The sequence below is a fragment of the Limosilactobacillus panis genome (assembly GCF_019797825.1).
GTDB classification, from domain to species: Bacteria; Bacillota; Bacilli; order Lactobacillales; family Lactobacillaceae; genus Limosilactobacillus; species Limosilactobacillus panis_A.
On record NZ_CP081855.1, the window covers coordinates 669,972 to 687,811 of the forward strand.

The window sequence follows — 17,840 nt, forward strand, 5'->3', positions numbered from 1 at the left end:
CTTGGACGACCGTCTAGCTTCGGCTGGACGGTTTTTCTGTATCGTCAATGTATACGTGTCGGCCATTAATAAGCCGCTATTTAAAATTGCCTAAACCGGCTTTCGAGCTTGCTACCTTTCAAAAGGAATGGAGAAAAGTATATAATGATGGTTAAGCTAAGGGAAAGAGGTGGCACGGGTGACAGTTAAACCAACGTTAGTAATTGAGGACTTTACTGCCCTGGGACAGATTTCCATGGTGGCAGCGACAACTATCCTCCAAGCAATGGGGAAGTCAACTGCCCTATTACCTACCGCAGTCCTTTCCACGCAAACGGAAGGCTTTGGTCAGCCCGTTGCTATTGATACCCAGCATTGGTTACCGCAAGCCATTAACCAATGGGATCACGCCGGCCTTGTCCTCGATAGTGCCTTGATTGGCTACTTGGGGAACCCAGCGCTGGCCCATTCGATTGCCCGGCTTCTTGATCACTACCATCCCCCAATCCGGGTAGTTGATCCGGTGATGGCTGACGAAGGTAAGCTTTACCCTGGCCTTTCATCCAAGCTCCCCAGTGCGCTCGAAGAGTTGTGTAGGCGGGCAACCGTAATTACACCTAACTGGACGGAGTTATGCCTTCTAGCCGGTAAGCAACCCCAGAGGTTCAAAGTCGGTCTCCTTTCCGACCTAATCGCCCAACTGCGGGTAGCGGGTATTTCTGCGGCCGTGGTAGTAACGGGAATCGTCAGGGGGGAGCAGGTCAGCTGTTGCCTCTGTTCTAAAGCTGGCTATCGTTGGTTTGATTCGCCGCGCTGTCCCGGGCATTTTTACGGGAGCGGCGATGCTTTTGCCGCCTTGCTGTGCGGTTACCTGGCACAGGGGTGCCCACTAGAAGGGGCAGTTGAAAAAGCCAGTCAAGCGCTAGCAGTTGCTGTTGAAGAAACTCAACTTTTAAATAATCAAGGCCGGCGGTACGGAATGAAAATGCAAAAACTACTTGCCTACTTATCAAGGGAGGACGAGAATTGTGAAAACGCAGCAAACTACTAAGAAGCTAACCCTGGCGGCGATGTTGATTGCCCTGTCAATCGTTTTTGGCCGGGTTTTCCTGATTCCATTGCCCTGGACCCATGGGAACGTTAATCTTTGTGATGCGGCAATTTTTGTTGGGGCGTTGCTCCTAGGGCCCTGGTACGGAGGAATTATTGGCGGCAGCGCAGGCCTCTTCCTTGACCTCTTGTCTGGATTCGGTCAGTACGCCCCGTTTTCCTTCATTGCTCACGGACTGGAAGGCTTAGTTGCCGGCTGGCTGATACGGTGGTTCCCGAATCGCTGGGGGCAGCTTCTCGGCTTAGTCTTCGGGGTGGTAGTCATGGTGGTCTGCTACTTCTTTGCAGATGCTATTCTTTACTCCTGGAGTACAAGCGCCCTTGGCGTAATTCCTAACACCCTCCAGGGAGTTCTTGGGGCGGTAGTAGCCGCGTTGTTTGAACGCCCTTTGAAACGTAATTTGCACCTGTCTTTTAAATAAGAGAGGAAGATAATGATGAACATATTAATGATTGAAGACAACCATTCTGTTTGTGAAATGATGGCAATGTTTCTTAAAAAGCAAAACTGGTACTACGAATTTGCTTACGATGGGATCGAGGCGGAAGAGAAGTTTAAAGCGGATCCCGACAAATGGGACATTATCCTGTTGGACCTGAACCTTCCTAAGAAAGATGGTATGCAGGTTGCTGCTGATATCCGCCGCATTTCATCTACCGTGCCGTTGATTATGCTAACGGCGCGGGACACGGAAAGTGACCAGGTCCTCGGCCTCAAAATTGGGGCAGACGATTATGTTACCAAGCCCTTTAGCGCAATTACCCTGATTGCCCGTATTAAGGCCCTCTATCGGCGGAGTCAACTCGGTAAGACCGCTAATTCAGCCCAGCAAAAGGGCGATAGTGGCTTTGATGTCCAAACGAAACACTTCCGGATGAACACCGAGACCCGGGAAGTATACCTCTACGATAAGCAGATCACCGACCTGACCCCCAAGGAGTTTGACCTTCTGAAGACTCTGGCCAGCAAGCCCCGCCAGGTATTCACCCGCGAACAATTGTTACAGCTTGTCTGGGACTACGAGTATTACGGGGATGAACGAACTGTTGATGCCCACATTAAAAAGCTCCGTCAAAAGTTGGAAGATCTAGGCCCGCAGGTGATTAAAACCGTTTGGGGAGTAGGCTATAAGTTTGATGATGAGAATAACTAAAATGAAATTAATGTATCGTTTAATGCTGAGCTTCTTTGCGATCATTATGTTATTGATGATCATCCTCAGCTTCTCGTTCATTAACGTTACAAATCGGACCCTCTACCATAACGCCTGGTTCCAGCTGCGGAATGATGCCGACAGTCTTGTCCAGGATGCCATCCGTTACAACCCCAGTGACCATAGCTTTGAGGGCTTTGCCTCGCCGGCTTTGAATAGCAACGCTAAGCTCTTGTCCGACCAGAATGTCCACTTCGCTATCTATGATGCGACCCATAACCAGGTCTTTGCGAGCAACGGCTTTACCCCCACGATCACTGCTGACAAGTGGGCAAAGTTAAAGAAAGGGAAGACCATCTACGTCCGAATTGCCACCCCCCAACTTTCCCGCAAGGTCGCCGATACCCGCCTTCCGCAGATGACGGAAATCATACGGCCTTACCGGGTTAAAAATAGGTTGGTTGCTGTGGTCGCCATCGCTACTTTCGTGTCGTCGATTGAGCAAAACATGCACCAGATTAAGATCAACCTAATCATGGCCCTGCTGGTGGCCGGCCTGTTAACCTTACTAGTGAGCTATTTTTTTGCCCGTTCAATCACGCGGCGGGTCCGTAACCTCCAGCAGGTAACCGCTCAAGTGGCAAGGGGAAACTATGATGTTCAACTGCCCGCTCTGGGAAAGGATGAGATTGGGGATCTTGGCCGGAGCTTTAACCAGATGACGGCTTCTCTTAAGGCCTCCCAGGAGGAAATTCATTGTCAAGAGGAACGGCGCCGCCAATTTATGGCCAACGCTGCCCATGAGATGCGAACCCCGCTGACAACGATTAATGGGATCCTAGAAGGCTTCCAGTATGATGTCATCCCGGAAGAAGATAAGAAACACAGTATTGAGTTAATGCAAAACGAGACTAAGCGTCTGATTCGGCTGGTAAATGACAATCTGAACTACGAAAAAATTCGGACGAACCAGATTACGATGGAACGAAAGCTGTTCGACGCATCTGCAGTTTTACAGAACCTAGAGGAACAACTGAGTAAGAAGACCCAGGCCCAGGGTGATACATTAGACGTTGACGTTGCTAAGGGCCTGCTGGTTTATGCTGACTATGACCGCTTCGTGCAGATTATGTTTAATATCATCCAGAACGCAATTCAGTTTACCCAAAATGGTCAAATTAAGATTCGCGGTAAGCAGGTCGAAAACGGTACCCAGTTTACCGTTCAGGATAACGGTATCGGGATGACCCCTGAGCAGTTAGAAAATATTTGGGAACGTTATTACAAGGCTGACCGTTCCCGGATGAATGCAAAATACGGCGAATCGGGCCTGGGGCTGGCAATTGTCCACCGCCTTGTTCAACTCCACGGGGGTAAGATTACTGCCCAAAGTGAGTACGGAAAGGGAAGCACATTCACCGTCTATTTTCCTGACGAAAAGACCGCCCTTAACAGTAAAAAAGAGGCCGATGATTAGTAAAGTTTTATGATCAAGGCCAATTTTTTATAAAGCACTTACTTATTAATAGTATCAACCGGTTAACATGGTAGACCAAAAAAATAGGGGTTGTGCAAGCGTTTCCAGTATGATAAACTATCTCTTTGTAGATTGATTGATAGGAGAGAATTGTTATGTTTCTAAGCTATTTACTCGCATTGGTCCCGGCCATTGGTTGGGGGATTATGCCATTAATTACTGGAAAGGTCGGCGGTTCCACCGTTAACCAGACATTTGGAATTGGGGCTGGTGCCACCATCATTGGTTTGCTGGCCTTTGTAATTGCTCACTTGACGGGAAACCCGGATGCAGTGATTGTTAGTGCCCGCGGCTTTTGGATTTCCGTCCTCTGTGGGGCCCTGTGGTCGACTGGTCAAATTGGTCAGTTCGTTTCCTTTAAGCGGATGGGGGTTTCAAACACCATCCCGCTTTCCACGGTGTTCCAGTTAATTGGTAATTCCCTGATTGGGGTAATTATCTTTGGCGAATGGCACACTGCCACTGCCCGCCTGATTGGTTTTGGGGCCCTGGTAATTGTTATCATTGGTGCCTTGATGACGTCCGTAACCGACCAAAGTAGCGGAAAAAAGATCACCATTCAAAACTTCTTCTTCCTGCTGATTACGACCTTTGGTTACTGGGTTTACTCTGCCTTTCCTAAGATTCCATGGTTGGCAAATGAAAAGTCACTGGGGATCTTCCTTCCGGAAATGCTGGGAATCCTGTTAGGGTCCGTTATTTACACCATTGCTTCTGGAAACATCTCTGCATTTAAGCAGCGTGAACAATACCTCAACATCTTTGGGGGCCTTTCTTGGGGTATCGCTGCCCTGGCATACATTTTTGCCGGACGGGCCCTCGGGGTCAACGTTGCCTTTGTTTTCACCCAGTTAAACGTGGTGATTGCAACAATTGGTGGGGTTTTCGTTCTGCATGAACAAAAAACCCATCGTGAAATGGGCTTTACGATTGCCGGAATTATCTTCATCGTTGCCGGTAGTATCTTAACCGCATTTGCCCACTAAGCAAAAAGATAATAATCGATACTGAATAATATTTGAAAACACAAAACGAGGGTGGAAGAACGATAGCTTCCCATCCTCGTTTTGTGTCTTAGTAAGGATAGTTATTCATCCGGTCGGCCCCGGTAATCTTGCGTACGGCCTTTGCGGGGACCCCAAGAACCAGGGAATCGGCCGGCATGTTGTGGGTAACCACCGCCCCGGCGCCAATTACGCAGCCGTCACCAATCGTCACTCCTGGGCAAATGGTAACGTTGGAAGCCAGCCAGCAGTTGTTGCCAATTGTCACCGGCTTACCGAATTCGATGTCGGTGACCTGGCCACTATCCTGCTTGCGAATGTTTCGTTGTGAATAGCACAGTGGGTGCATGGCGGTGACGATGGAAACGTTCGGTCCACACATGACGTTATCACCAATTTTAACCGGGCAGGTATCAAGAATTGTCAGGTTGAAGTTGGCATAGAAGTTTTTGCCAAGGCTGGTAAAGCGGCCATAGTCGACGTGAATGGGCCCTTGCAGGTAGACGCCTCCCTGGTGGTCAGAAAAGAGGTGGTCGATAATTGTGTCGCGTTCAACCGTATCCTCATCGGCGGTCAGGTTGTAATCTCGGCAAAGACGATGGGCAAGTTGCGCGAACTGATTTAGCTCGGCGGTATCCGGGCAGTAGGGCTTGCCCGCGAGCATATCTTTAGTATTTTGTTCCATTAAAAGTCACTCCTTTGTTAACCTTATTATCACAAATGATGTAAACGTTTGCAACAAGTGCCCAAAGGATTGAAACCGGCTTCGTAATTCGCTATTATTTAGTGGTGAAGTATTTTTAATTTAAGAAAGAGGCTCTGAAAATGACAACAGTAAAATTTGACAGTAGTGCCTTAAAACAATTTGTTCACGACAACGAATTAGGTGAAATGCAGGCAATGGTCAATGCCGCTAACGACGAACTCCGTAATGGGACCGGTGCTGGGGCGGACTTCCGTGACTGGCTCCATTTGCCAACCGAATACGACAAGGACGAGTTCGCCCGGATCAAGGCGGCAGCCAAGAAGATTCAATCCGACTCCGACATCCTGGTCGTTATCGGAATCGGGGGTTCCTACCTCGGTGCTCAAATGGCCATCGACTTCTTGCACAACACCTTCTACCAGGCCCAAAGCGCCAAGGACCGCAAGTACCCACTAGTAATCTTTGCCGGTAACTCCCTGAGCTCCACCTACGTTCACGACCTCTTACAACTGATCGGTGACAAGGAATTCTCCGTCAACGTTGTTTCTAAGTCTGGGACAACCACGGAACCATCAATTGCCTTCCGGATCTTCAAGAAGAAGTTGATTGAAAAGTATGGCCTAAAAGAAGCCAACAAGCGGATCTATGCCACGACTGATAAGGCTAAGGGTGCTTTGAAGACCGAAGCCGACGCCAACGGCTACGAATCCTTCGTTATTCCAGACGGGGTCGGTGGTCGTTACTCCGTCCTTTGCCCAGTGGGTCTCCTGCCAATCGCCGCTTCTGGTGCCGACATTGATAAGCTGATGGAAGGGGCTGCCCAAGCCGAAAAGGACTACGTTGACCCTGACCTGACCAAGAACGAAGCTTACCAATACGCTGCCTACCGGAACATCCTTTACCGGAAGGGCTATGAAACAGAGCTCCTCGAAAACTACGAACCAAACATGCGGATGTTTGCCGAATGGTGGAAGCAATTAGCTGGTGAATCCGAAGGTAAGGACCAGAAGGGAATCTACCCATCCAGCGCTAACTTCACCACCGACCTCCACTCCCTGGGTCAATACATCCAGGAAGGGCGCCGCTTCTTGATGGAAACCGTTGTTAAGCTGGACAAGCCTAACTTCGATGTTGAAATTCCTAGTGAAGACGACAACCTGGACGGCCTGAAGTACCTGGAAGGTAAGACAATGGACTTTGCCAACACCAAGGCCTACGAAGCCGTGGTCGCTGCCCACACTGCTGGTGGCGTTCCGGTAATGACGGTCCACATTCCAGAAGAAAATGAATACACCCTCGGTTACCTGATCTACTTCTTTGAAGTTGCCATGGGTATCTCTGGGTACCTGAACGGGATTAACCCATTCAACCAACCTGGGGTTGAGGCCTACAAGACCAATATGTTTGGCTTGCTGGGCAAGCCCGGTTACGAAGAAGTCGGCAAGAAATTGCGGGCAGAAATGGAAAAGAACGAATAAGATTGACGGAGGCGGTGAAACGCCTCTTTTTTGATTATGGAGAAAAACAAAATCATTAAAAATCGGCAGATAATCCAACGGCGGTTAGTGGCCTGGATTGTCTTAACTATCTGCTTTCAAACCATTGCCGCAATCACCTCCTGGTTAATTGTGCAGATCATTGCCTGGATGTCAGCGGGATACTGTGTTATCTTAATCATCCTCTATTGCTATTTGGAGTGGCGACTGCTTCATTTGCAGTGATTAGCCACGTGTTATAATAGATTTAATGGATTAATTAGGTAGAGTTAGGAAAGTATTATATGACAATTGATCACCGTAATTTATCACGAATTAACAACCGAAAACTAGTTTTACAACAGCTTTTTAACAACAAGGAGACCTCCCGGGCGGAGATTGCCCGTCAGTTGCACCTAAACAAGTCGACAGTTTCATCAATCTATAGTGAACTAGATGACGAAGGCTTTATCGAAGAAGTCCGCCAGGGGGAATCGACCAGCAGTGGTGGCCGGAAGCCGCACCTGGTTTGTTTAAACCACAACTATGGCTTCTTCGCTAGCTTTAGTATTGGGACATCATACATGGCCTCCATGTTCAACTACACGAACGGGGAGATCATCCAGTATAACCGTCAGCCAATCGAACAGTTTGATATTCTGAACATCATGCAAATGATTAAGAAGGAAATCAAAAAAATGCAAAAAGTCGACCAGACGGGGCATGGCCTTCTGGCGATTGGTTTTTCCATCCACGGGATTGTCTACCAAAACAAGGTCCTGGATTCGCCATTCCTGGAATTGAACGGGATTGACCTGCAAGAATACTTCGAGAAGGAGTTTGCGGTCCCGGTTGTCCTGGAAAACGAGGCCAACCTGGCCGCTGTCTTTGAGAAGGACTACTATGCGGCCGACAACATTTCTGACCTGATTACTATTAGTATCCACCGGGGAATTGGGGTCGGTGTTATCGCCAACGGTAGCCTGTACCGGGGAAACCGGGGAATGGCTGGAGAAATTGGCCGGACCTTGATGAATGACCATGCTGGTAATGGCCATAAGTTGGTAAAAGTCGAATCACTCTGTTCAGAGGATGCCATTATTAACCAGGTCAAGGAGGTCAAGGGCCTCAAGGAAATCGACAGCGACCAGCTTGTTAAGCTTTACCATTACGACAGTCAGGTGCTGCGTATCTTTGACCATGCGATGGAACTGATTGCGGAAGCCTCATACAACGCCATCGTTTCCTTTGGCCCGCAGGAAGTTTACTTTAACTCCACCTTGTTTGAAGATATTCCGGAACTGTTTAAACAGGTTCAGGGAAAGCTCATTGAGATGGGGGCCTTTTCACCAATTAAGATGATTAAGGGCGCCCGGATGGCCTCGCTTTTGGGGGCCAGCTCGTTGGCAATTCACCAAGCGCTGAATCTAGAAGACTTCCAGTTGAAGCTTCAATGGCCAAACGAAGTCGAAAATATTGACTAATAGTAAAGTAAAGGACCCTTAGCCCCTCCGGAGGTTTCCCGGAGAGATAAGGGCCCTTTACTTTTGTTTAGTTTAACCGACTGAAGTTGTCCATTTAAAGTCTAGGTCCCGATCAGGTAGTTCAATTACCTGGCGGATGATCATTGCGGCTGCGCCTAGGAGAGAAACATAACGGGAGCCACTTATGACTGAAACGGGAATGGTGACCGCGTGCTGTTGAGCAGTAGCTTTAATTTTTGTGATAAGCTGAGGAATGAGCTCAATCAATGGGGAATTGATGAATATTTCTTCCGGCCCGTACAGCATCTGCAGATCAAACAACAGTTGACCTGTGACTTCCGCAAAAGAAGTTATGACACGGTCAACCTTGGGTCTGCCCGTAGCAACCACCCGTTTTAAAGTCGAGTAGTCTGCGTGTGGGTTAATACCAACGGCTTTAGTGATTGCTGCCTGAAGATGGTCAACAGACAAGTAGTCACCAATCTCTTGAAATTGCCCCATCAAATTAGGGACTTTGACGCTTCCTAACTCACCGGTCTTTCCCTGAAAGCCACTGAAGAGGTGGTGGTTGGCAACTACTCCAATCCCAGGACCCCGGTGGATGCTTAAAACAATAAAGTTAGCTGGACTGACATGGCGGGCATAATCGCGTTCGTAAATGGCGGCTAGGTTAGCCTCGTTTCCGACGATAACGGGAACATGGTAGTGGTTGGTAAAATACTGTTGGAAGTTGATTCCATTCATAGGGTAATAAGGTGAATGGGTAACCTTATTGTGGTCGACGATTGCGTGGATCGATATACTGATGCCAAGCAATCCGTGTGTCGTATCGTGTCGATTAGCTGCCTTGTGAAGCTGACGATTAATCAGTTCCATGACAGTAATAATATCTTGACCACAGGTATCGAAGCGCTGAAAACCGATTTCTTTGCCGTTTACGTAAAGAAACATTGTATAGAGGTGAGCGTAGGTAATATTGAAGCAGGCAACATAACCGTAGTGTCCATTGAAAGTGTACAGTTCAGGCTTCCGACCACCTACAGTAGTTGACTTTCCATGGCCCAGGTGGTGGATGTAACCCTGAGTATCAAGTTCATCGAACAAAGAGGAAATTGTCGACCGGTGAAGGCCGGTGTACCGAGCAATATCTGCCCGCGAAATCGCCTGATGGTTAAACAGTTGCTGCTTAACAGTGCTAAGGTTAATACAACGGGTGGGACTGTGGTTGATTAAATAATCCATAATGATTCCTTTCAAAGTAAGAAGCTGGGAAAAATTTGCTTTTCCCAGCTTCTTAGTTGTTTTTAAACGTGATGACTATATCATAATTGAACGGTCTGGTGAGCATCAGTCAGTTTGAATTCCTTGATCTCATCATTAACGTGGACGTATAAGGTCGGCAATTTCTTCAGAGCGCTGACGTCAACGGTTAATTTGTTGTCCTTAATGGTAACCGTAATTTCACCCTGGTGGTTCCCTTCCTCATCAACCAATGGCTGGCTATGCTGACCAGCGGTTGGTTGGTAAACATGGAGAGTAGAGGCAGCTAGGTAATCATACTTGGCGTGCTCAGCGTTTGGCTCTTCAAGAAGGATGGCGTTTTGCCGCGCCAGAAGTGGCAGAGTCATATAGTCAAAATGTTCTTTAAACCATTGGCCATGAGCGACGTCATATGACTTATTGGTCAAAATATTTGTCCATTTACCAGCAGGGAGATAGTAATTACCTTCGCTACGGTCGTTGAAGATTGGAGCGACTAACAGCTGAGAACCCAACATGTATTGAGAGCCCAGTGGGGCAGCAGATTCATCACTAGGGAATTCTACAAACATTGGCCGCATCATCGGGTAGCCATTCTCGTGGGTCTCAACAGCTTGTTCGAAGAGGTATGGCATTAAAGCCAGCTTGTTCTTGACGAACTTTCTGGAAACTACAACTGCCTCATCCCCGTAATGCCATGGTACCCGGTATTCAGAACTACCATGATAACGGCTATGAGTGGAGAGTAAGCCAAACTGGGTCCACCGCTTGTAAAGGTCTGTTGGGCAATGGTCATTAAAACCGCCGATGTCATGACTCCAGAAGCCAAAGCCGGAGCTCATGAAGGACAGGCCGCCACGAAGGGAAGCGGCCATAGAAGTGTAACGTGAATCGCTATCGCCACCCCAGTTAACCGGGAACTGTTGAGTACCAACGGTTGCGGAACGAGCAAAGACTACGGCTTCTTTTTCACCCTTAACTTCTTTAATAGCATTAAAGACAGTCTGATTGTAAAGGAAGGTGTAGTAGTTGTGCATCCGCTTTGGGTCGGCACCATTGTAGTAGACCGCGTCCTTAACCGGAATTCGTTCACCGAAGTCGGTCTTGAAGGCATCAACACCCATATTGAGAAGGTCCTTAAGGTAGCCTTGATACCACTTGACTGCAGCTGGATTCGTAAAGTCTACGAAGGCGTTACCAGCTTGCCAGCGGTCCCACTGCCATGGATTACCGTCTGGTCGCTTGATTAAGTAGCCTTTATTCCGGGCCTCCATAAAGAGGCGGGATTTCTGGCCGATGTAGGGGTTGAGCCAGACACAAACCTTGACGCCACGGTCATGAATCTTCTTTATCAGGCCAGCAGGATCTGGGAACATATCCTTATCCCATTCAAAACTGGTCCATTCAAAGCCCTTCATCCAGAAGCAGTCGAAGTGGAAGACATCTAATGGGATGTTATTTTCTTTCATCTTATCAATGATGTTGAGAACCGTCTTTTCACTGTAATCAGTCGTAAAGGAGGTTGTTAACCAGAGGCCAAATGACCAGGCCGGTGGTAGGGCCGGCTTGCCAGTCAGACTGGTGTAGTTGACAAGGACATCCTTCGGGGTTGGTCCATAGATAATATAGTACTGGATACTTTCGCCTTCGACGCTAAATTGAACCTTGTCGTTATATTCAGAGGCCACTTCGAATGATACTGTTTCGGGTTCATCAACAAAAACACCATAGCCATGGTTGGTGATGTAGAAGGGGATGTTTTTGTAAGTCTGTTGGCTTCCAGTACCTCCATCCTTGTTAACGATTTCCACGCTTTGTCCATTCTTAACAAAGTGGGAGAACCGCTCACCGAGCCCGTAGACATTTTCACCAACATCGAGGTCCAAGGCCTCACGCATGTAGTGTTTACCGGTGTCACGATCGGTGATTTCAGCCTGCATCCCTGGTTCAGAAGTGGTGAGGAGCTTGCCTGCCCCCTTGAACTGCATCTTAAATGGCTGCTTGCCTAAGGGAATCGTTACAGAAAGATCACCAGTTTTGAGGGTGAAATGATCATCTTTAACTATATCAGCGTCCATCGTAACTTGTTGGTCATTGATGTGGAAACTTGGTTTAAGTGGAAATTGAGCAAAGTGAGTTAACTTTACCCCTAATACATTCTTCAACGGGGAAGTAAAGTTAATGGTGGTTGCCCCAATGTCAGTCGTCTGGTCACGACGGTCGGCGGGATGATAGGGAACAAATACTTCGGCCTTCTTGTGGTCCGCGCTGATACTGTAGTCATATACTTGTGCGGGTGAATTAATATCAAAATTTTCTTTGGTCAGCCATAAACCGTTAGTAAATTTCATATTGTACCTCCTGTAAGTTTGTCTATTACATAAACAATCCTAAATATGACCTGATTGTATATCGCAAAGTAAGCGCTGTCAATAGTGTAAAAAAGGTGAAATTTACCTTTATTTTGACATTATATGTAGACAAAAACGCTAAATCTGAATTATAAAACTAATTACTGGAAACGCTTGCAAAATATTTTTAATGGGTCTACACTGTGTTTGCTTGGAAAGACAACAAACCCGGGATTGTCCAAATTGTTATTGATTTTGGAATTATTTATCGAGGTGCTATTTATGGATAAGGCTTCAGAAAAGCAAACAAAGATGCCTAACCTGGTTCATTGGCCAGAACGAATCAGTTACGCAGCAACTGACTTTGCCTGCAATTTGTCATTTGGTTTAATTTCTAACTTCCTGATGTTCTTCTACACTGATGCGTTTGGAATCTCAGCTGCGGCCGTCGGAACTCTGTTCCTGGTCGCACGGCTGGTTGATGCGGTCGATGGCCCCTTCTGGGGGATTATGATTGATCACACCCACACTCGGTGGGGTAAGTCACGGCCATACTGGTTATGGTTCGCCATCCCGTATTCCATCTTCTGTGTCCTGGTATTTTCTACGCCGCATATGAGTTTGGAAGGTAAGATTATTTGGGCCTACGTCACCTATATTGGCGTCGATGTTCTGTACTCATCAGTCAACATTCCAATTACGTCGATTCTGCCTAACCTGACCAACAACCCGAACGAGCGGGTAACATTAAGCACGATTCGGCAGTTCTTCGGTACTGCTGGTGGAACCCTGGTTTCCGTCTTGGCACTGCCAATGGTAAATGCCTTTGGTCATGGTAACGAGCAAAATGGGTTCTTCATTACTAGTATTATCCTAGCCATCATCGGCTGTGTTCTATTGCTTAATGCCTTTGCCAACACCCGTGAACGGATTCAGACGAAGGAATCTAAGCAGGCACTGCCAATCAAGACTTCCTTAAAGGCCTTGAAGCACAACTGGCCATGGGCGGTCATCATCTTTATCAACTTTATCTACTGGATGGGGATGCAAACCCGGAATCAAGTTACTGTCTATTTCTTCAAGTACAATATGAATGCTGCTTGGCTGACCTCAATCATGCTGGGGTTGCAACTGTTCGCGCTGATTACAGTTGCCATCACTCCATGGTGCTCAAAGAAGTTTGGCAAGCGTAACACGATGCTTTCCGGGATGCTAATTGCTATCATCGGCCAATTCGTTATGTGGCTTGGTGCAAAGACTGCTAGCGTACCCGTCATCATTGCCGCTAACATTATTGTTAACCTAGGGACCGGTTTGGTATCTGGTTTGATTGCCGTTATGCTGGCCGATGCCGTTGACTATGGTGAGTGGAAAAATGGTGTCCGGGCCGAAGGAATTGTTACCTCGTTCTCATCCTTCTCTGCTAAGTTTGGAATGGGAATCGGTGGTGCGGTCACCGGTTGGATCCTTAGCATGGGTGGCTACGTTGCCAACCACGCTCAGACCGCTTCCTCACTAAACGCCATTACAATTAACTATGTATGGGTACCAATGGTTGGCTTTGCCCTTTCTGCTATCGCTTTGATCTTCTACAAGGTTGACTCCTTCGAAGGTAAGATGCAGGCCGACTTACGGGCAAAGCACGCACGTGAAAATGCAGAAAACAAGTAATACTTAAGCTTGAACGGGGCTGGGAAAAATGAGAGTTCTTCCCGGCCCCTTTCCAGTCTGACAAGAATCGTGATATAGAATGGAGAAAAATATGCGAAAAAATTATTTAAGTATCGATGTTGGCGGGACCGACATCAAATACGGAATACTTGACCGGGCCGGAAACCTGATAACCCATGATAAACTCGGAACCCCTCAAGATGGGGTAGGGCCTTTCCTGGAAACCATTGATCAGATTATTAGAAGATACGTTGATCAAATCCGCGGTGTTGCATTTAGCATCCCCGGAACGGTTATTCCTGCTACTGGTGAAGTCAAAGTCGGGGGTGCATTACCCTACCTTGATGGCCTCAACTTGGTTGAACATGTTCATCAAGAGATAGATGACCAGCTCATTGTTGCTGTGGAAAATGATGGGAAGGCTGCAGCTTTGGCCGAACTATGGCTAGGTAACCTTCATAATATTAAGAATGGTGCAGCAATTGTTCTCGGTACTGGTGTTGGGGGGGTATCATCATCGGCGGTCACTTATACCGGGGGATGCACTACCAGGCGGGTGAGCTGAGTTTTATTCCCTTTAAAAATGGTAAGGATAAGTACGGGGTTGAAGGCTCAGCTGTCCGAATGATCAATAAAATTGCTAAGCATTACAATATCAGTAACATTAATGATGGGCCCGCTGTTTTTGGACAGATTAACCGCCGTGACCACTATGCCTACAAGGTATTTAAAAAGTATTGCTGGCGGATTGCCAACATGATTTTAAGCATTCAAGCCGTCGTTGACCTTGATCGTTACGTGATTGGTGGGGGGATCAGCGCCCAGCCGATTGTCGGTGATACGATTCGCACGGAATACGAAAAGCTAGTTGAGCAGGTGGACCTGGCAGGCATCCGGCGTCCCACAATCATGAAGGCCTATTTTGAAAATGATGCGAACCTGTACGGTGGAGTATATAACCTCTTGCTAGAGGTTAATAATGAGATATAAAGGAGGAAATTAAATGTATGCAACGGACTACCCGCACGGCTTCCCTGCAGGATTTATGTGGGGTGGTGCCAGTGCAGCAACCCAAATTGAAGGTGCCTGGAACATTGATGGTAAGGGACTGTCAGGCGCTGAATGCATTGTTGGTGGGGGGTCAACACAATTCTACCCAAGATAATGTAACGAAAGCGGCACTAGAGAAGGCAATTACCGACCAGTCAACTCAACGCTATCCTAAACGTCATGGAAATGACTTTTATCACCACTATAAGGAAGATATCAAGTTGATGGCGGAGATGGGCTTTAAAGCTTATCGTTTTTCCATTTCCTGGTCGCGGATTTTCCCCCATGGGGATGATCCAGCCCCTAACGAGCAGGGCCTTAAATTCTACGACCGCGTTTTGGCTGAGCTCCACCATTATGAAATCGAACCGGTAGTAACATTATTTCACTATGATACTCCTGCTGCTCTAACCCTAAAATATAACGGTTGGGCGGACCGGCGGATTATTAGGGCTGCCAAACGCTATACTCAGACAGTCTTAAAACGCTATGCAAACCAGGTTAAGTACTGGATGACTTTTAATGAAATTAATACAGGAACGACAGGCTTTCACGCGACCGGTGCGATTGACAACGATTATTCACCTGCCGCTCGGCTCCAGTTACGCTATCAGGCCCTACACCACCAATTTGTAGCCGGGGCAATTGCTACCAAGCAGTTGCGGGAGATTAATCCCCAGTCCAAGATGGGCTGTATGATTGGTCGAGACCAAACCTACCCTGCGACATCCAATCCCACAGATGTTGTCCTGGCCCAGCGAGAGGACCAGTTGAACCTCTTTTACCCGGACGTCCAGATTCGGGGGGAGTACCCGGCTTATATGAATCGCTACTTCTCTGACCACCATATTCACATTCAAATGGCTGCGGGCGATCAGGAGTTGTTAAATGTGTATCATGCTGATTACCTGAGCTTTAGTTATTACACCTCCCGAGTTTCCAACAGTCGTCCGCTTGCCAGTGATAAGAAAATTACGGTAAATATGGCCCGTGGCTTCAATAACCCCTACTTGAAAGGAACACCGTGGGGCTGGCTAATTGACCCGCGTGGCTTGCGGGTCACACTAAATGAATTTTGGGACCGGTACCGAGTGCCCACTATTTATTGTAGAGAATGGTCTTGGAGCGGTTGATCAATTAACGTCAACAATGAAAGTTCATGATGACTACCGAATTGCCTATCTAAAGGAACATATTGAACAGATTAAGGAGGTTGTCAGTGATGGGGTTAAGCTAATCGGTTACCTGATGTGGTCACCAATCGACCTAGTTTCGTTTTCAACGTCCGAGATGAGCAAGCGTTATGGACTTGTGTATGTCGATCTTGATGACGATGGTCAAGGTACTTATAAGCGAATTCGTAAGGACTCGTTTTTCTGGTACCAACGCGTGATTGAAACAAATGGAGAAAAATTAGAGGAGGAAAACTAACATGTACGCAACTGATTACCCACGTGGATTTAAGAACGGCTTCCTATGGGGCGGGGCAACCGCTGCCAGCCAGATTGAGGGGGCCTGGAATATTGACGGGAAGAAGCTATCTGGAGCCGAGTGTATCCGGGGTGCAAAGGAGGGCGAGACCCACTCAACGCTTGATGAAGCAACCCGGCAAAGCATTGAAGAGGCTGTCAACAGTGACTCAATTCGTGACTATCCGAAGCGTCACGGGAATGACTTTTACCACCGCTACCCAGAAGATATCAAACTCCTTGCCGAGATGGGTTTCAAAGCCTTCCGGATTTCCATTGCCTGGTCACGAATTTTTCCGAATGGGGACGAGTTAACCCCAAACGAGAAGGGGCTCGCCTTTTACGACCGGGTCTTCGATGAAATGCACAAGTATGGCATTGAACCGGTCGTAACCCTATCCCACTACGAGATGCCGGTTGGTCTCACTCTGAAGTACAATGGTTGGGCCAGTCGGGAGGCAATTACCGACTTCACTCGTTATACGGCAACCGTCTTTAAACGCTACAAGGGTAAGGTTAAGTACTGGATGACCTTTAACGAGATCAATACCGGCACCACCGGCTTCCACGCCACCGGGGCCCTTGAGGACGGTTTGAAAACAACTGATGAAAAGCTCCAACTGCGTTATCAAGCCCTCCACCACCAATTTGTAGCGAGCGCACTGGCAACCAAGCAGCTCCACGAAATTATTCCGGGAGCCAAGATGGGCTGTATGCTGGCCCGGATGCAAACCTATCCGGCAACTTGCAACCCCGCTGACGTGGTCATGGCCCAGAAGGTAGACCAGCTCAACCTCTTCTTCACCGACGTTCAGGTGCGGGGAGAATATCCGGAATACATGAATCGCTACTTTGGTGAACACCACATCGTCATTAAGATGCTGGCTGGTGACCAGGAGTTGCTGAAGAAGTACCCGGTTGACTACCTCAGCCTAAGTTACTACATGTCGAGTGCAACGGCTGCCAAGGCAAATCATGACGCTACAGCAGAGGCTACTGGTAACCAGTACGCAGTGCGGAACAAGTACTTAAAACAGACACCGTAGGGGTGGCAAATTGATCCCCAGGGTCTGCGGGTGGCCCTAAATACCCTCTGGAATCGTTACCGGGTGCCATTGTTTGTCGTGGAAAACGGCATAGGCACCTATGACAAGTTTAGTGATGATGGTAGGATTCACGATTCGTACCGGGTCGACTACCTCCGGGCACACATTGAACAGATGAAGGAGGCCGTTAAGGATGGGGTTGACCTGATAGGCTACCTGACCTGGGCACCAATTGACCTGGTTTCATTCTCCACCTCCCAAATGAGCAAGCGATACGGTTTCGTTTATGTTGATTTGGATGACAATGGTCAGGGAACTCTGAAACGGACGCCGAAGGATTCCTTCTATTGGTATAAGAAGGTAATTGCGACTAATGGTGAAGATCTTAAATAATATGGAACGCAAATTGGCCTCCAGTGTTTGGCAATGCCGGGCACTGGAGGCCATTTGCGTACTATGCTGTTCTAAGTTGTATGATTTATGTTTCTTATACAAATTTCATTTAAGGTACAAAAAAGCACCGGCATTTAAGTACGCTGGTGCT

General features: G+C 47.7%; 12 protein-coding genes and 3 pseudogenes. 12 read left to right on the forward strand and 3 right to left on the reverse strand.

Translation table 11 applies throughout. The features are described 5' to 3' along the window. Window positions 1-178 precede the first annotated feature (178 nt). The 5 genes from KZE55_RS03105 (at window position 179) to KZE55_RS03125 (ending at window position 4,766) form a co-directional block, all read left to right on the forward strand. Complete coding sequence (locus tag KZE55_RS03105; RefSeq protein ID WP_222259209.1) at window positions 179-1,030, forward strand: PfkB family carbohydrate kinase; 852 nt, start codon at window positions 179-181, stop codon at window positions 1,028-1,030. Next, window positions 1,005-1,511, forward strand: a complete 507-nt coding sequence (locus tag KZE55_RS03110; RefSeq protein WP_396442467.1) for an ECF transporter S component — start codon at window positions 1,005-1,007, stop codon at window positions 1,509-1,511. The genes KZE55_RS03105 and KZE55_RS03110 overlap by 26 nt, the downstream gene beginning before the upstream one ends. A 15-nt stretch (window positions 1,512-1,526) precedes the next feature. After that, window positions 1,527-2,243, forward strand: a complete 717-nt coding sequence (locus KZE55_RS03115; protein ID WP_222259882.1) for a response regulator transcription factor — start codon at window positions 1,527-1,529, stop codon at window positions 2,241-2,243. A gap of 1 nt (window position 2,244) precedes the next feature. Then, window positions 2,245-3,720, forward strand: a complete 1,476-nt coding sequence (locus KZE55_RS03120; RefSeq protein WP_222259213.1) for a sensor histidine kinase — start codon at window positions 2,245-2,247, stop codon at window positions 3,718-3,720. 155 nt (window positions 3,721-3,875) lie between these two features. Next, window positions 3,876-4,766, forward strand: coding sequence for a GRP family sugar transporter (locus KZE55_RS03125; RefSeq protein ID WP_222259215.1), 891 nt, complete (start codon window positions 3,876-3,878; stop codon window positions 4,764-4,766). Window positions 4,767-4,854: 88 nt separating this feature from the next. Here KZE55_RS03125 and KZE55_RS03130 read toward each other — a convergent pair whose 3' ends face one another. Then, on the reverse strand, window positions 4,855-5,469 hold the full coding sequence (locus KZE55_RS03130; RefSeq protein WP_047766826.1) for a sugar O-acetyltransferase: 615 nt from the start codon (window positions 5,467-5,469) through the stop codon (window positions 4,855-4,857). 140 nt (window positions 5,470-5,609) lie between these two features. Here KZE55_RS03130 and KZE55_RS03135 point away from each other — a divergent pair, with 140 nt between their 5' ends. From KZE55_RS03135 to KZE55_RS03145, 3 genes are read left to right on the forward strand one after another with little or no spacing between them, the layout of a single operon-like run. Further along, a complete protein-coding gene (locus tag KZE55_RS03135) occupies window positions 5,610-6,968 on the forward strand; it encodes a glucose-6-phosphate isomerase (RefSeq protein WP_222259217.1) in 1,359 nt (452 codons plus the stop codon). Between the two features lie 36 nt (window positions 6,969-7,004). Then, window positions 7,005-7,211, forward strand: a complete 207-nt coding sequence (locus KZE55_RS03140; RefSeq protein WP_047766822.1) for a hypothetical protein — start codon at window positions 7,005-7,007, stop codon at window positions 7,209-7,211. A 59-nt stretch (window positions 7,212-7,270) separates the two neighbouring features. Continuing rightward, complete coding sequence (locus KZE55_RS03145) at window positions 7,271-8,449, forward strand: ROK family transcriptional regulator (RefSeq protein WP_222259219.1); 1,179 nt, start codon at window positions 7,271-7,273, stop codon at window positions 8,447-8,449. A gap of 72 nt (window positions 8,450-8,521) precedes the next feature. Here the strand turns inward: KZE55_RS03145 and KZE55_RS03150 are convergent, their stop codons facing one another. Together KZE55_RS03150 and yicI are read right to left on the reverse strand one after the other, a co-directional pair. Further along, window positions 8,522-9,691 (reverse strand): ROK family transcriptional regulator, encoded by a 1,170-nt coding sequence (locus KZE55_RS03150; protein WP_222259221.1) that lies wholly within the window; start codon window positions 9,689-9,691, stop codon window positions 8,522-8,524. Window positions 9,692-9,771: 80 nt separating this feature from the next. Next, window positions 9,772-12,060 carry an alpha-xylosidase gene (gene yicI, locus KZE55_RS03155; RefSeq protein WP_047766815.1) on the reverse strand — a complete coding sequence of 763 codons (2,289 nt, stop codon included), beginning with the start codon at window positions 12,058-12,060 and terminating at the stop codon, window positions 9,772-9,774. Between the two features lie 282 nt (window positions 12,061-12,342). On the opposite strand from yicI, the gene KZE55_RS03160 reads away from it, so the two are divergent. From KZE55_RS03160 to KZE55_RS03175, 4 genes and pseudogenes are all read left to right on the forward strand, one after another. Beyond that, window positions 12,343-13,731, forward strand: a complete 1,389-nt coding sequence (locus tag KZE55_RS03160; protein WP_047766814.1) for an MFS transporter — start codon at window positions 12,343-12,345, stop codon at window positions 13,729-13,731. 91 nt (window positions 13,732-13,822) lie between these two features. Then, window positions 13,823-14,721: pseudogene (locus KZE55_RS10465) on the forward strand (ROK family protein). 13 nt (window positions 14,722-14,734) lie between these two features. Then, window positions 14,735-16,212, forward strand: a pseudogene (locus KZE55_RS03170) (glycoside hydrolase family 1 protein). Between the two features lies 1 nt (window position 16,213). Then, window positions 16,214-17,689 (forward strand): annotated as a pseudogene (locus tag KZE55_RS03175) (glycoside hydrolase family 1 protein). Window positions 17,690-17,840: the final 151 nt, after the last annotated feature.